This window comes from Cohnella terricola (genome assembly GCF_007786475.1).
Classification (GTDB): domain Bacteria; phylum Bacillota; class Bacilli; order Paenibacillales; family Paenibacillaceae; genus Cohnella; species Cohnella terricola.
Genome location: NZ_VNJJ01000005.1, coordinates 109,706 through 122,356, shown reverse-complemented (window position 1 = coordinate 122,356; position 12,651 = coordinate 109,706). Strand labels below are relative to the sequence as shown.

15 protein-coding genes are annotated in these 12,651 nt (G+C 51.3%); 7 read left to right on the top strand and 8 right to left on the bottom strand.

Going from position 1 to position 12,651, the window contains the following annotated elements; genetic code table 11:
- Nucleotides 1-12: 12 nt before the first annotated feature.
- On the bottom strand, nt 13-432 hold the full coding sequence (cymR, locus tag FPZ45_RS10510) for a cysteine metabolism transcriptional regulator CymR (RefSeq protein ID WP_144701034.1): 420 nt from the start codon (nt 430-432) through the stop codon (nt 13-15).
- 231 nt (nt 433-663) lie between these two features.
- Between cymR and mnmA the strand changes: the two genes are divergently transcribed.
- Together mnmA and FPZ45_RS10500 are read left to right on the top strand one after the other, a co-directional pair.
- A complete protein-coding gene (gene mnmA / locus FPZ45_RS10505; protein ID WP_144701032.1) occupies nt 664-1,830 on the top strand; it encodes a tRNA 2-thiouridine(34) synthase MnmA in 1,167 nt (388 codons plus the stop codon).
- Nucleotides 1,831-2,393: 563 nt separating this feature from the next.
- A complete protein-coding gene (locus FPZ45_RS10500) occupies nt 2,394-2,657 on the top strand; it encodes a hypothetical protein (protein ID WP_144701030.1) in 264 nt (87 codons plus the stop codon).
- A gap of 29 nt (nt 2,658-2,686) precedes the next feature.
- Here the strand turns inward: FPZ45_RS10500 and FPZ45_RS10495 are convergent, their stop codons facing one another.
- From FPZ45_RS10495 to FPZ45_RS10485, 3 genes are all read right to left on the bottom strand, one after another.
- The gene (locus FPZ45_RS10495) at nt 2,687-3,430 is read right to left on the bottom strand and encodes a YebC/PmpR family DNA-binding transcriptional regulator (RefSeq protein ID WP_144701027.1); all 744 of its coding nucleotides are present in this window, start codon (nt 3,428-3,430) and stop codon (nt 2,687-2,689) included.
- Nucleotides 3,431-3,614: 184 nt separating this feature from the next.
- Complete coding sequence (locus FPZ45_RS10490) at nt 3,615-3,812, bottom strand: cold shock domain-containing protein (protein ID WP_144701025.1); 198 nt, start codon at nt 3,810-3,812, stop codon at nt 3,615-3,617.
- Between the two features lie 92 nt (nt 3,813-3,904).
- Nucleotides 3,905-4,621 carry a class I SAM-dependent methyltransferase gene (locus tag FPZ45_RS10485; RefSeq protein WP_144701023.1) on the bottom strand — a complete coding sequence of 239 codons (717 nt, stop codon included), beginning with the start codon at nt 4,619-4,621 and terminating at the stop codon, nt 3,905-3,907.
- A gap of 207 nt (nt 4,622-4,828) precedes the next feature.
- Here FPZ45_RS10485 and FPZ45_RS10480 point away from each other — a divergent pair, with 207 nt between their 5' ends.
- The 3 genes from FPZ45_RS10480 (at nt 4,829) to pepF (ending at nt 7,294) form a co-directional block, all read left to right on the top strand.
- A complete protein-coding gene (locus FPZ45_RS10480) occupies nt 4,829-5,062 on the top strand; it encodes a hypothetical protein (protein WP_144701021.1) in 234 nt (77 codons plus the stop codon).
- Nucleotides 5,063-5,089: 27 nt separating this feature from the next.
- Nucleotides 5,090-5,266 (top strand): hypothetical protein, encoded by a 177-nt coding sequence (locus FPZ45_RS25310; protein ID WP_186438338.1) that lies wholly within the window; start codon nt 5,090-5,092, stop codon nt 5,264-5,266.
- Between the two features lie 237 nt (nt 5,267-5,503).
- Entirely contained in the window at nt 5,504-7,294 is a 1,791-nt protein-coding gene (gene pepF / locus FPZ45_RS10475) for an oligoendopeptidase F (RefSeq protein WP_144701569.1), read from the top strand.
- Nucleotides 7,295-7,352: 58 nt separating this feature from the next.
- Here pepF and FPZ45_RS10470 read toward each other — a convergent pair whose 3' ends face one another.
- The 4 genes from FPZ45_RS10470 to FPZ45_RS10455 all read right to left on the bottom strand — a co-directional run bounded on the left by FPZ45_RS10470 (nt 7,353) and on the right by FPZ45_RS10455 (nt 11,140).
- Nucleotides 7,353-7,856: a DNA-deoxyinosine glycosylase gene (locus FPZ45_RS10470; protein ID WP_144701019.1), complete on the bottom strand. Its 504-nt coding sequence runs from the start codon at nt 7,854-7,856 to the stop codon at nt 7,353-7,355.
- 97 nt (nt 7,857-7,953) lie between these two features.
- Nucleotides 7,954-8,784, bottom strand: a complete 831-nt coding sequence (locus FPZ45_RS10465; RefSeq protein WP_144701017.1) for a carbohydrate ABC transporter permease — start codon at nt 8,782-8,784, stop codon at nt 7,954-7,956.
- Nucleotides 8,784-9,665 (bottom strand): carbohydrate ABC transporter permease, encoded by an 882-nt coding sequence (locus FPZ45_RS10460; RefSeq protein WP_144701015.1) that lies wholly within the window; start codon nt 9,663-9,665, stop codon nt 8,784-8,786. Before FPZ45_RS10460 ends, FPZ45_RS10465 begins: the two co-directional genes overlap by 1 nt.
- 77 nt (nt 9,666-9,742) lie before the next feature.
- Nucleotides 9,743-11,140: an extracellular solute-binding protein gene (locus FPZ45_RS10455; protein ID WP_144701013.1), complete on the bottom strand. Its 1,398-nt coding sequence runs from the start codon at nt 11,138-11,140 to the stop codon at nt 9,743-9,745.
- A gap of 178 nt (nt 11,141-11,318) precedes the next feature.
- On the opposite strand from FPZ45_RS10455, the gene FPZ45_RS10450 reads away from it, so the two are divergent.
- On the top strand, nt 11,319-12,044 hold the full coding sequence (locus FPZ45_RS10450) for an MBL fold metallo-hydrolase (protein ID WP_144701011.1): 726 nt from the start codon (nt 11,319-11,321) through the stop codon (nt 12,042-12,044).
- Nucleotides 12,041-12,604, top strand: coding sequence for a TetR-like C-terminal domain-containing protein (locus FPZ45_RS10445; RefSeq protein WP_144701009.1), 564 nt, complete (start codon nt 12,041-12,043; stop codon nt 12,602-12,604). The genes FPZ45_RS10450 and FPZ45_RS10445 overlap by 4 nt, the downstream gene beginning before the upstream one ends.
- Nucleotides 12,605-12,651 lie beyond the last annotated feature (47 nt).

Below are 12,651 nucleotides of genomic sequence, written 5' to 3'. Positions count from 1 at the left end.
TTGCACCTTCTTTTAAATGTAAAACATATAGTTGTCGAGTTTGTCTTCGCCCTTATAAGAAATCAGATCTTGAAGGGAAGTCGAATCGAGAACTTCGGCGATGCTGTCGCGAATGCGCAGCCACAGATCGCGTTTCGCCGGATCGTCTTCTTCCGTAAAATCCACAGGGCTGATCGGCCCTTCCAAAATCCGGATCACGTCGCCGGACGATATCGTCTCGGGATCCTTTGACAGGATGTACCCACCGTATGCGCCCCGAACGCTCTTGACTAATCCCGCGTTGCGAAGAGGAGCGATGAGCTGCTCCAAATAATGCTCGGACAGAGCGTTTTTCTCCGCGATGCTTTTTAATGAAATCGGCCCTTCGCCGAATTTGGCCGCAAGTTCCATCATGATCGTTAAGCCATAGCGGCCTTTTGTTGAAATTTTCAAGTAGAACACCTGCTTTCATGCCGTTAGCATAGAATAAGTTGCCTGGATACTTATCCATACCATTAAAATGGAGGGTATCCCCATATTAAATCTATGTTATCACAACTACTCCCTTTTTGGGCAAAAAAAACGTGACATATTCATGAAAGGGCTGCCCCGATGTGAGAAATCTCGTCCTTTATGCTAAAATAATATTTATTTAAAGTGCCAGCAGCTAGGAGAGATGAACGAATGAACAATTTAGACGCCAATGCGCTTTCGTTCGAAGATCGGTTTCCGGACCCGTCCAAAGTCCGCGTCGTCGTCGGCATGTCCGGGGGAGTGGATTCCTCGGTGACGGCTTTGCTCTTAAAAAAGCAAGGTTTCGACGTCGTCGGGGTATTCATGAAAAACTGGGACGATACCGACGAATTCGGTGTATGCACCGCTGAGGAAGACGCCGAAGACGTGCGTCGGGTATGCAACCAAATCGGAATCCCGTACTATACCGTCAACTTCGAACAAGAGTATCACGATAAAGTATTCGAATATTTCCTCGAGGAATACCGCCGGGGTAGAACGCCTAACCCCGACGTCATGTGCAATCGGGAGATCAAGTTCGGGGAATTCCTGCAAAAAGCGCTGGAACTTGGAGCCGAAGCCATTGCCACCGGGCACTACGCCCGCGTGGAGCTTCGAGACGGCAATTACGAATTGCTGCGCGGCGCGGACACGAACAAGGATCAAACGTATTTCCTTCATGCGCTGAATCAAGCGCAACTGTCTCGTGCCATGTTCCCGATCGGCCATATGCAGAAAGCGGATGTACGCAAGATCGCCGAGGAAGCCGGCCTCGCTACAGCAAAGAAAAAAGACAGCACCGGTATCTGCTTTATCGGCGAACGCAACTTCAAAGAATTCCTCAGCCAATACTTGCCCGCCAGGCCCGGCAATATGGTCGACCTTGTCTCCGGCGAAATCAAAGGCCGTCATGACGGTCTCATGTACTATACGCTCGGCCAACGCCAAGGCCTCGGAATCGGCGGCTCCGGCAACGGCGAGCCTTGGTTCGTCTCCGGTAAGGACCTGGAGAGCAACACATTATACGTTGTGCAAGGGGAAACCCATGCCAGCCTGTATTCCGTCGGCTTGACCGCAACGGATGTCAATTGGATCAGCCCTGACAAGCCTAACGGACCGATCCGCTGTACCGCCAAATTCCGTTACCGTCAGCCGGATCAAGGCGTCACGTTGACGCTTCAACCGGACGGCTCCGGTCTCGTCGAGTTCGACACCGCCCAGAAAGCGATCACTCCGGGACAAGCCGTCGTCTTCTATGACGGCGATCGCTGTCTCGGGGGCGGCACAATCGACAAAGTCCGTATGTTGGAGCCCGCCTCCGCCGTTGCTGACGCCTAATCTTGCCCGAACCCGCCGGTTCCTTTGGAACTGGCGGGTTCTTTATTTTCGCCTTTCCTGAGTCATCTACATACATCCGGTCCATCCAAGATCATCCTCAATATTCACTTCCATCGATGTCTCCCTTTCGTTAACCCTGAGTCATCTACACACGTAACCCCATACTGGATCATACCCGAATTTACAATCGATTCTTCTCCCTTTTCTTTACCCTGAGTCATCTACACATGCTATTCCCTCCTAGATCATAACAAATTTTTCAATTGGCCTTTCGCCCTTTTCTATACCCTGAGTTATCTACACATGCAACACGTTAATGGGAACCTCCTGCGTTTTCATCGGTCTTCCTATTTCCTTATGAAACGATATCCAAGGAAATATTTCATTTGAAAAACATTCGGAATCCGCGAAAAACGAGTTGTAGTGGTCAAAGAACAACGGTATATGCACTTTACTCAGGGTTGCGAAATTGGAGATTTAGCCGCAAATCGATCAGATATTTTTGGAAAAACTGCTATTTTTATTGACATACAAACACATGTTTGGGCAAGTCCCACAACATTGTGAGACAAGCCAGAATAAGCCTGCTGAAGAAAGCCAGAGCTTTCATCCGCAAGCATTACGGCCGCATTCCCGAGTGGCGGCGAGAGAAGTATTATTACGAATACCGGTTTCGCAACAACAACGAGCACGACCCTGCGGGAGCCCTGATCAAGCTGATCATCAGCGGGTGCTCGACCATCTATTCCTTAAACGAATATGGCAGGCCAAGAGATAGAAAAGAAATTTCCGGTTCAACGACAAAAAGAGGCCTCTCGGCCTCTTGACGATATGATGTGCGGTTTAGCAAGTAACTTTAACCCAGACGGTGCATTTCCTCGTCGCTGATCTCGAAGTTATGGTAGACGTCCTGCACGTCGTCGTTGTCCTCGAACGCATCCATCATCTTCAGCAGCTTCTCGGCGTTCTCGCCTTCGACCGAAACCGTGTTTTGCGGCAGCCAGCGGACGCTAGCCGTTTCGAAAGCATAACCTGCGGCTTCGAGTTTGCCTTTCACCGCTTCGAACTCCTCCGGAGCGGTCAGAACTTCGAAGCTTTCTTCTTCGATAACGACATCTTCCGCTCCCGCTTCCAACGCTTCCATCATAAAGCCGTCTTCGTCCTGCATATTTTCCGTGCGCGCGATCACGATCAAACCCTTCTGATCGAACATATAGGAAACGCAGCCCGACTCCCCGAGATTACCCCCGCGCTTGCCGAAGATCGAACGTACGTCGGCGGCGGTGCGGTTGCGGTTGTCCGTCAGGCATTTCACCATGATCGCGACTCCTCCCGGCCCATACCCTTCGTAGAGAACATCTTCGTAATCAACGCCGTCGGCTCCGCCGGCCGCCTTCTTAATCGCTCTTTCAATATTGTCTGCCGGCATCTGGATCGCGCGGGCGCTGGCGATGGCCGCCTTGAGACCATAGTTAGACTCCGGACTTGGCCCTCCCCTGCGAGCCTGCACGTAAATCTCGCGTGCCAGCTTAACGAAACGATTGTTCTTGGCTTGGTCTGCTTTGCCTTTGCGATCCGCAAAAAGCTTGAATTTTGGCATAACCTTGTTACCCCCGAAAGACGTTAGAATCGATAAAACAAGTAAAAACTTCTGATTGTTCCAGAAATAGTGTAACACTATGTCAAGGGCATGGTCAAAGGGAGAGACAGCAAAACCCCCGGCATAAGGCCAGGGGTTTTGCTGCTAGTTCGTGATATGATAATAAGTCTACGCTTCGCGCGACTTACAGTTTCACCACGTTGGAAGCTTGAGGACCGCGATTTCCTTGCGTAATTTCGAATTCGACTTCTTGACCTTCTTCCAAAGTTTTGAAGCCATCGCCTTGGATTGCCGAGAAGTGAACGAATACATCGTTGCCGTCCTCGATGGAGACGAAGCCGTATCCTTTTTCTGCGTTAAACCATTTAACTATTCCTCTCAAATGAAAAACCTCCTAAAATCTCGCTGTTAGTCAGCGAATACGATGAGTATAACCGATTTAACCCATTTTTGCAAGATATCCTGATATACCCATTAGATCGATTTTTCCAGGCGTAACAAGGGACTTTTGGCCGGAGTGAACGGTAAATACGAGGTCAGAAATTCCACCTGGGCGACCCCTTTTAGCTCCTCCAAAAGCTCGTTAAGGAATGATGGTTCTTCCCATTTCAAGGTAATCAAGGGATATATACGGAGTTCTCCACCCGGTCGCAAAACGCGAAGCAATTCAGCGATCGCGGCGGCATGAAAACGTTTGTCGAAGGCATCTGAGTATAAGAACAGAAAATGGCTGCATACCGCCAATTGGAAAGTATCGTCCTCGAACGGAAGATTTGGAAGCGAAGCCGCATAGTATCTGGACCTCGTTGTCTCATTACGGAAGTGTTCGGCGAATAAATCCATCGAACTTTCTCTGATCCGCCGGTGATTCTCGGGCGACCCGTAGAAGCTCCAGTCGTAGCTGTTCGCCATTGCCGCGATTTTGGCGGATGAGACTTCGATTTCCTTATATCCGTCGGCGATGACCTGTTCGGACAAACCATCGTAGAATGGATCCACGGCGACTGCCGGGATACCCATCGCGTCAAGCTGCGCCGTAAACGACGATGCACCTCCAGCGACATCCAGCACCGGCCCTCTCCGCAAGATCTCATCCTCTAACCGGAACATGGCGCGGTATTCGTCGAACGATCGACAAGTCGACGCCACCCCCGTCTGCGGATAAGCGGGCGCAACAAATTTGTTTTCCATTTTTCCTCGTCTCCTCTCGGCTCTTCTAACTCATCTCGGCTCGGCTCATTGGCGATCTCCCCCCTCATCTTGGAGGGATTGTTTAGTAGAATCCCACAGTCAGTCGCCTCTGTCAACCTTATTTTTCCAACGTTACATTGATTTCTCTCTTCATCTCTTCTATGATGAGAAAAACGGCATTTCCGATGCCCTAGACCAGGAGATAAAATGTTCGCCAAACATACCGTCTACAAACATGACAACTACAATATGCTGACTGTAGAAGTTCAAGGGAAAACGCTCGTCGTCCGGGAAATTTCCGACCAATGGGGGGAAACGTGCCACAAGTTCCTCAGTCGCCCGGAAATGATCCATTGGGCCGAACAGAGGTTTGCGCCAGAAGATTTCCCGAATGGGGAAGAAGGGCTTCGTCAAACGCTGGAAACACTAAAGAGCATATGAGGCCGGAACTGGAGGAGACCGTCATTCATGAATAACGAAAACCTGATTTTTATTATCGCCTCGTTCGGCCTCGCCATCGTATTGATCCTGATGAGAGAGCGGATTCCCAATCCGTTGCGCCGTCCGATGGCCATTCTATCGATTTTTCTCGTATTGTTCGCCTTTTTCTTAATCGTTTACAGCTTCTTTAGTATCGGCTCCTGACTTACGCGCAATTGATAATCGACGCGGTCGAGGACATACTAATCCGGCAACTTATTCCATTGCCGGAGGCGCTAGATGATCAAATTGGCCATTCCCTTAACCGCCTCTCTGGCGGCGATTTCCCTTCTGTGCTCTACCGCGGTCGCCGTTCCAGTCTCCGCGAAGCCGATCTTGCCGCGCTTCGTCGCAGTACCGAAATATGTCTACGATACGATACCCAGGAGGTTGTATAAGCCTATGAATCAAGTCCTCAAACGATCAGAAGTTTCGAAAGATCACCGCTGGAAGCTGGAGGATCTGTACCCGAACCAATCCGCTTGGGACGCCGAATTCGCCCAAGTCAGGAAAAAACTCGGCGAAATCTCCGGTTATCAGGGGAAGCTTGACAACGCCTCCTCCATCGCAGGATGCTTTGCCCTGGACGACGAAATCTCTTTACTGACCGAGCGTCTTTACGTCTATGCCAACATGCGCCACCACGAGGATATGGCCGAAGCGAAATATCAGGCTCTGTCCGACAAATCCAAGAAGCTTGGCGTGGAAGTCGGAGAAGCAACTTCTTTTATCACGCCGGAAATTCTTAGCTTGTCCGAGGAGCAACTTACCGGATTGATCGCGGATCCCTCCCTCTCCAAGTACAAGCGCACACTGGAAGAGATGCTCCGCCAGAAGCCGCATACGTTGTCCAAAAGCGAAGAAGCTTTGCTCGCGCAAGTCGGCAACGTATCCCAGGCTCCCGGAACGATCTTCGGCATGCTGAACAATGCGGATCTCAAATTTCCGAAAGTCAAAAACGAACAAGGCGAAGAAGTCGAATTGACGCATGGCAGATACATACAGTTTCTCGAAAGCAAAAACCGGGATGTCCGCCGCGATGCGTTCAAAGCGATGTACGAGACGTACGGCAAGTGGCGCAATACGATCGCCGCGACCCTTAACGCCAACGTGACGAAAAACCTTTTTTACGCCAAAGCCCGTCGTTATCCTTCCGCTCTGGAAATGTCGCTGTTCGGCGATAACATCCCTCAGTCCGTATACGATAACTTGATTGGGACGATTCACGAGTTCTTGCCTTTAATGCATCGATACATGGAATTGCGCAAAAAGCTGCTGAAGCTGGACGAGTTACATATGTACGATTTGTTCGCGCCTCTCGTCGATGAGTTCGACATGGACATTACGTATGAAGAAGCCAAAAAAACCGTCTACGACAGTCTCTCCCCACTTGGCGACGAATACCGTAAAGTTCTGCAGGAAGGTTTCGACGGCGGATGGATCGACATTTATGAGAACGAGGGCAAACGCAGCGGCGCGTACAGTTGGGGCGCTTACGGCACGCATCCTTACGTGTTGCTGAACCATAATGATAACCTGAACAGCATGTTTACGTTAACTCACGAGATGGGCCACGCCCTGCATTCTTATTACTCGGACGACAACAACGAGTACCGCGACGCGCAGTATACGATTTTCCTCGCGGAAGTCGCTTCTACGCTGAACGAAGCTTTGCTGATGAACTATTTGCTTGAGAAGTCGACCGATCCGAAGGAGAAAATGTATCTACTGACCTATTATGCAGATCAGTTCCGGACGACGGTGTTCCGTCAGACGATGTTCGCGGAGTTCGAGAAGATCGTTCACGAGAGAGCAGAGAAAGGCGAAGCTCTGACGCCGCAGGAGTTCAGCTCCATCTATTACGATCTCAACGAGAAATATTATGGCAAAGGCATGGTCGTAGACAAAGACATCGAGATGGAATGGGCCCGCATTCCCCATTTCTATACGAGCTTCTACGTCTTCAAGTACGCGACGGGCTTCTCGGCGGCAACAAGCTTCGCGAAGCAGATTCTCGACGAAGGCCAGCCTGCCGTCGAACGCTATCTCGGCTTCTTGAAGAGCGGGGGTAAAGACTATTCCATCAACATCCTCAAGAAAGCCGGCGTCGACATGTCGTCTCCAGAGCCGATTCGTCAGGCGATGAGCGTGTTCGAAAGTTTGCTGGAGCAAATGGAGCAATTGACGAAGTAAAACGTCCGATACGAGAAGGCAGCCGGTCAAGAGGAAGATCCCTCTTACCGGCTGCCTTTTATGTTTCTTTGATCCGTTTCCACGCTTCCAGCCTATCCTCAAGGCCGCGATAGTCCCGAGTCGGGATCGGGCTTGTCGACGGCAAACGTATCGGCGTTCTTAGAACTACCTCCGGATGTTCTCCGTAATGTTTGTTCAGCTCCGCAAAAGACTTCGTACCGTTGCACGCGATTTTTTTCACGTTCGGATAACGCTCGAGCAGTCCCGGAATATCGTTGGGGATCGCTTGCTTGATCTCGCTGTCCAAGCTTCCCTTCCTATCGCAGCTTGCGATCACGTCCCATAACGCGATTCCGTTACTCAACGCGAACGTGATTCGGCTATCATATTCCTCGTCCGGTTCTCTTCCGTCGCCAAACAACCGGTATAGGATGCGCCACATGTAGTTGCGGTGGTTCCAATAATATCTATGCGCCTTAAGTGAAGCGACGCCCGGCATGCTGCCCAGGATCAGAATCCGGGAGCGGGCGTCAATTACCGGCGGAAACGAGTTTACGTTCATTGGATGGCCTCCCTCTGTCTTCCCTCCCTTTATCATAGGTTTTAAACGAAGAAAAGCGCAAATCCCATTCTTGGGAATTGCGCTTTTCTTCGTTAGATTAACCTTTGACGCTTCCGGCGGTCAGGCCTTCGATAATCGTTTTTTGCAGGAAAGCGTAGATGATCAGAATCGGCAATACGCTGATGACGATACCCGTAAATACGAGCGGATAACTGGTCTGGAAAGCGTCGCGGAAGCCGACCATTCCGGTAGGCAACGTGCGTAGAGTGTCTTTGCTGATGAAGAAATTGGCAAGCAAATATTCGTTCCAGTTCCCCAGCAGGTTAATGATAAAGACGGTGACGAGCGCCGGGAGCGTAAGCGGAAGAATAATACGGAAGAACGAACCGATTACGCCCAAACCGTCGACGATGGCCGCTTCCTCCATTTCCGAAGGAATAGCTTTCATGAAGGCGACAATCAGCAGAACGCTGAACGGCAAGGCCCCCGCCGTATAAGGCAAATACAAAGCCCAGTGAGTGCCGAGAATGCCGAGTTTCTGCACGAGAATATATTGGGCGATAAATAGGACGTTGCCCGGGATCAGCATGCCAAGCAGAATGAATTGATAGATGATTTTGCTGGCTCTGGCCATTCTCATGCGGGCGATCGCGTAAGCGGTCGCCGCCGCCAACAAGATCGCTGATACGGCCGCGGTCACGGACAAATAGGCGCTGTTAAAAAAATATCGGCTGATCTTGGCTTGGGTCCATGCTTTCGAGTAATTTTCGAGCGTCGGCTTGCTAGGCAGCCCGAATGGAGCGGTTACGATCTGATCGTTCGATGTCTTGAAAGAAGACAACAAAACGAAAACGAGCGGAAATAATATGACGACGACATAAACAAGCAGCAGCAGATGAGGCAGGCTCTTTTGGAAGACTTTACGCATTAGTACTCGACCCTTTCCTGCCTTCTGGCAAATGCGATTTGGTAAAGCGCCGTCAAGAGCAGGGCGATGGCAAAGATCATAATCGAAAGTGCCGTTCCGTAGCCGTATTGACCGTACTTGATCGCTTTATTCACCATATAAGAAGCCATGACTTCCGTTGCGCCCGCCGGTCCGCCCTTTGTCATGACGAGGACGATGTCGACGACGCGCATCGCTCCGGCGATGGAAAGCATGATAACAACTGATATGATGGGCATAATGAGCGGCGTCGTGATGCGATATGCTCGCTGGAAGCCGGTCGCCCCGTCGATCTCCGCCGCTTCGTTGATTTCTTTCGGAATGGCCAAAATGGCCGCAAGCACGAGCACAATGTAGAACCCCATCCATTGCCATGCATTGGTGATCAATATGGACAGCATCGCCCATTTGGGATCGGCCAGCCAATAGATCGGCTCTACGCCGAACCAGCCCAGGAATTTATTGAACAAGCCAATGCTCGGGTGATACATGAACTGCCACAAAATTCCGATAATCGACGTCGACAAAATCGATGGCAAGAACACCGTCGTTTTGTAAAATCCCTGAAACCTTTTCACTCCGCTAATGAGCAGTGAGAAGCAAATAATTAGTGGAACCTGCACGAATACCGAGAACAGAATGAAATACATATTGTTCTTGACGGATATCCAGAAATCGTCGTCCTTGAATGCTTTTTCGAAATTTCCTAAACCGATATACTTAGCGGGCGTAAGCCCATCCCAATCCGTTAGACCGTAGAAAACCGACTGAAGCACCGGATAGATGAAAAACAAGAAGTACAGTCCGATGGTCGGCAGTACGAAGAGCAGGTATACGTATGGATTGCGCAATGTTTTGTTCATGGTTCCCCCACCCCAGGCGACGAAAGAGGTACCGCCCACACGGGCGGGCGGTACCTTGTCGTCTTGCTATTCTTGGACTACTTAAGAGCTGCCAGCTCCGAATCCATCACTTTTTGAATTTCGTCTGCCGCTTTTTCCGGAGACGCTTTGCCTGCGATCAGGTTTTGGATTTGCTTTTCGAATTCGCCGTTTACCGGACCTGGCACGAGCGAGTCGAAATGTGGGAATACCGTTCCCGCCGCAGCGTTGCTGGCGAGCACTTCGCTCATGATCGGGTTATCCGAAGTTAGCTTCGCCGGATCAACCTTCATCGAAGGCAGTACGCCGTCTTCCTTAAAGCCACGGGCTTGATATTCTTCCGAGTAAAGATTTTTGATGAACGCTTTGATAGCTGCTTTCTCGTTGTCGTTTACGTCGGACGAGAAGCCGTAGCCATTGTTTTGGTTGTAGTTGACGGCCGTTTGGTCGCCTTTGCCGCCTGATACAGCCGGCATTGCGAAGTAACCGACTTTGCCGTGCAGCGCCTTGCCTGTTCCGTCTTCGTTAAACGTTGAGATTCTCCACGTGCCGTCAAAAAGGAATCCAGCCTTGCCGGCGATGAATTCGTTTGTTTGGCCAGTGTAATCGATACCGAGCTCGCCTTTTGTGAAGTAGCCCTTCTTAACCCATTCCCCGTATTTCGCGAACGCAGCCACGACTTCCGGCTCCGTCATTTTACGGGATCCGTCGGCTACCCCTGCTTGAATGTCAGGTCCCGCATAACGGGAGATCAACGTGTTGATGAGCATGAACGGCACCCATGCCGCTTGAGAACCCATCGCGATCGGAGTAATGCCTTTGCCCTTCAGCGTCTCGAATGCAGCTTCGAGCTCGTCGAGCGTTTTCGGAACTTCGATGTTGTTGGCTTTCAGAATGTCGGAGTTGTAGAACCAGCCTTCGGAGCCGGCGCCGATCGGCAAGCCGTATACTTTGCCGTCTACGACAAACGTGGAGTAATCAGTGAATTTGTCTTTAATACCCAGCTCGTCGAGAATCGGAGTTAGATCAAGCAACTTGTTCGCGCGAGCGTACTTTTGACCTTCCGCAGGTCCTCCGAACAAGTCGAAGATTTTCGGCGGGTTGCCTGCAGCCATCTCGGCCGGCAGCTTCGTCCAGCGGTTAAAGCTGTCTTCTATGGCATCCATTTCGAATTTGGCGCCTGGCACTTCCGCCTCGGATTTCTTAACAACTTCGTCTAGGATCGCTTTCCGAAATCTTTGCAGTTCCCCAACCTGAATGTGGCGCAGGGATACGTCGAATCTTTCGACGGCCGCCGGTGAAGACGGCGTATCGCTCGGGCTCGGGCTGCTGCTTTCGCTTGGGCTCGGGCTTGGGCTCGTGGACGGAGCCGCCTCGTTCTTATTGCCTCCGCACGCGGACAAAATCGCCGACAGCATCGTGACTGTCGTCAGGACTGTAATCAACTTCTTTTTCACTCGTAAGACCCTCCCATATGAATGGTTTTGCTACATCCTCATTGTAAGCCCCAATTTATCCAAAGTAAGGGAGTCAAAAGGCTAACGGAGGGATAAGATTATCTTGATGATTTTACCCCTTGCAAAAACTAATGATATTAGTTATTATAATAACAAGTTTAGTTTAAGGAGGTCGTTCATGATGAACAAAACGACTTGGGGTCCGGTAACGCAACTGATTTTTATGCCCAGATTGTTTCCGCTCAACTGCTACTTGATCGAAGACGAGGAAGGCTTGACGTTGATCGACGCCTGCATGCCGTTCGTGGCCAAAGGCATTGCCGGTGCCATCGAAGCGACGGGAAAGCCGCTTACTCGCATTCTTCTGACGCACGCCCACGAAGATCATATCGGAGCGGTACCGTTGTTAAAAGAGAAATATCCCGATGCTAAGATCGGAATTTCCCGCAGAGACGCAGCCTTACTTCAGGGCGATCGTACCTTGCTGCCCTACGAGGCCAACGTTCCGCCTAAAGGCGGCATCCCGAAGAAAGCGCCTTTTACACCCAACTTTGTTTTCGATGATCAAGATCGCATCGGCTCGTTAATCGCCGTCGCCTCCCCTGGGCATACGCCCGGACACTTCTGTTTCTTCGAGACGACAAGCCGTGCCCTGATCGCCGGAGACGCCTTCACTTCCAAAGGCGGCCTGGTGGTCTCGGGCCACATGAAATGGACTTTCCCCTTCCCCGCCTTGGCGACTTGGCATGCGCCGACAGCGATCGCAAGCGCACGGAAGCTGATGGAGCTTCGTCCCGCCATACTGGCCGTCGGCCATGGTCCCGCGTTGGTACAACCGGTCGCCGCCATGCAACAAGCGATCGACGAAGCGCATAAAAGACTCGAGAGGAGGCAAACCGGATGAGAGCAGGCGTGAAGCCCGAATCCGTAATCGCCGCGGCGGCCGACATCGCGGACCGCGACGGGTGGGAACAGGTGACGCTTGCTAACGTTGCCGCCCTGCTCGGCATAAAGACGCCATCGCTCTACAATCACGTAGAAGGGCTGCCGGATTTGCGCCAGAAACTGGCCGTATTCGCGTCCGTCTCGTTAAAGGAGGAGCTAAGCGACGCGGCGATCGGCTACTCCGGCAAGGAAGCGTTGATCCAAGTCGGCAGGCGCTATATGCAGTTCGTCCGGCAGCATCCCGGGTTGTACGAGGCGATCAATCGCGCGGCTTCGCCGCAGCCCGAGCCGTTCGAACAAGCCGCCGAAAGCATTTTGAATCTGTTCTACCGCCTCATGCAGCCGCTCGGCTTCCCGCAGGAGGAAACCGTCCATGCGATACGGGGCTTACGCAGCATGGTGCACGGATTCGCCTCGCTGGCTTCGATGGGATCCTTCCAGATGAAAGAGGATTTAACGGAAAGCGTTACCAAAGCGATTACTTATTATATCGATGGAATGAGCGCGAATTTGAATTGATTTTGGAACGTAGCAAAAAGAGCCGGTCACAATCGTTTCCCGATTGC

Coding starts and splice junctions, on each gene's coding strand:
- mnmA (WP_144701032.1), top strand. CDS start 664: ATGAACAATTTAGACGCCAATGCGCTTTCGTTCGAAGATCGGTTTCCG.
- FPZ45_RS10450 (WP_144701011.1), top strand. CDS start 11,319: ATGATGAACAAAACGACTTGGGGTCCGGTAACGCAACTGATTTTTATG.
- FPZ45_RS10470 (WP_144701019.1), bottom strand. CDS start 7,856: ATGAACGTAAACTCGTTTCCGCCGGTAATTGACGCCCGCTCCCGGATT.
- FPZ45_RS10460 (WP_144701015.1), bottom strand. CDS start 9,665: ATGAACAAAACATTGCGCAATCCATACGTATACCTGCTCTTCGTACTG.
- pepF (WP_144701569.1), top strand. CDS start 5,504: ATGAATCAAGTCCTCAAACGATCAGAAGTTTCGAAAGATCACCGCTGG.
- FPZ45_RS10480 (WP_144701021.1), top strand. CDS start 4,829: ATGTTCGCCAAACATACCGTCTACAAACATGACAACTACAATATGCTG.
- FPZ45_RS10445 (WP_144701009.1), top strand. CDS start 12,041: ATGAGAGCAGGCGTGAAGCCCGAATCCGTAATCGCCGCGGCGGCCGAC.
- FPZ45_RS10465 (WP_144701017.1), bottom strand. CDS start 8,784: ATGCGTAAAGTCTTCCAAAAGAGCCTGCCTCATCTGCTGCTGCTTGTT.
- FPZ45_RS10495 (WP_144701027.1), bottom strand. CDS start 3,430: ATGCCAAAATTCAAGCTTTTTGCGGATCGCAAAGGCAAAGCAGACCAA.
- FPZ45_RS10485 (WP_144701023.1), bottom strand. CDS start 4,621: ATGGAAAACAAATTTGTTGCGCCCGCTTATCCGCAGACGGGGGTGGCG.
- FPZ45_RS25310 (WP_186438338.1), top strand. CDS start 5,090: ATGAATAACGAAAACCTGATTTTTATTATCGCCTCGTTCGGCCTCGCC.